Genomic DNA, 1,416 nt, shown 5'->3' with positions numbered 1-1,416 from the left:
TAACCGCCCAGCTCGCGGCGGCGCTCCTGGAGGTACTGGATCTCGTCGGACTTCTCGCCGGGGTGGTAGTACGGCGGGAGGTACGGGTTCTCCTCGAGCTGCTTGTCGCTGATGTCGAGGTAGAGCCGGTCCCGGAAGCCCTTGAGGTCGCCCAGGGTCAGCTTCTTCATCTGGTGCGTGGCGTTGCGGGCCTCGAAGTGCGAGCCCAGCGTCCAGCCCTTGATCGTCTTGGCGAGGATCACGGTCGGCTGGCCGGTGTGCTCCGACGCCGCCTTGTAGGCCGCGTAGAGCTTGCGGTAGTCGTGGCCGCCGCGCTTGAGGTTCCAGATCTCGTCGTCGCTGAAACTGTCGACGAGCTTGCGGGTGCGCGGGTCGCGGCCGAAGAAGTGCTCCCGCACATACGACCCGGACTCGCCCTTGTAGGTCTGGTAGTCGCCGTCCGGCGTCACGTTCATCAGGTTGACCAGCGCGCCGTCGGTGTCGGCGGCCAGCAGCGGGTCCCACTCGCGGCCCCAGACGACCTTGATCACGTTCCAGCCGGCGCCGCGGAAGAACGACTCCAGCTCCTGGATGACCTTGCCGTTGCCGCGCACCGGGCCGTCGAGCCGCTGCAGGTTGCAGTTCACCACGAAGGTGAGGTTGTCCAGCTCCTCGCGGGCGGCCAGGCCGATCGCGCCGAGCGACTCGACCTCGTCCATCTCGCCGTCGCCGAGGAACGCCCAGACGGCCTGCTGGCTGGTGTCCTTGATGCCGCGGTTGTGCAGGTACCGGTTGTAGCGCGCCTGGTAGATCGCGTTCAGCGGGCCGAGGCCCATGCTGACCGTCGGGAACTCCCAGAAGTTCGGCATCAAGCGGGGGTGCGGGTAGGACGGCAGACCGCCACCCGGGTGGGACAGCTCCTGGCGGAAGCCGTCCAGTTGATCGGAACTCAGGCGGCCTTCGAGGTACGCCCTCGCGTACATGCCCGGGGAGGCGTGACCCTGGAAGAAGATGTGGTCGCCGCCACCCGGGTGATCCTTGCCGCGGAAGAAGTGGTTCATGCCGACCTCGTAGAGGCTGGCGGACGAGGCGTACGTCGAGATGTGCCCGCCGACGCCGATCTCCGGGCGCTGCGCCCGGTGCACCAGCATCGCGGCGTTCCACCGGATGTACGCGCGGATGCGCCGCTCGACGAACTCGTCACCGGGGAACCAGGGCTCACGCTCCGGCGGAATCGTGTTGATGTAGTCGGTGGACGTCAGTGGCGGAACGCCGACCTGTCGCTCCCGGGCCCGCTCCAGCAGGCGCAACATCACATAACGGGCTCTCTTGGCGCCGCGTTCGTCGATGACTCCGTTGAGCGACTCGACCCATTCGTTGGTCTCTTCAGGGTCGATGTCGGGAAGCTGGCTCGGCAGGCCATCACTGATCACCGGG

At 67.2% G+C, this 1,416-nt stretch carries 1 pseudogene; it reads right to left on the bottom strand.

Annotated features, from left to right (window positions below):
• Nucleotides 1-1,416, bottom strand: a pseudogene (locus tag ACFQV6_RS44175) (pyruvate dehydrogenase (acetyl-transferring), homodimeric type); the annotation flags it as partial.

Source organism: Actinoplanes sp. GCM10030250 (assembly GCF_042666575.1).
Lineage (GTDB): Bacteria > Actinomycetota > Actinomycetes > Mycobacteriales > Micromonosporaceae > Actinoplanes.
Note: the sequence above shows the minus strand (reverse complement) of the source record. Positions and strands in the feature narration are given on the sequence as shown.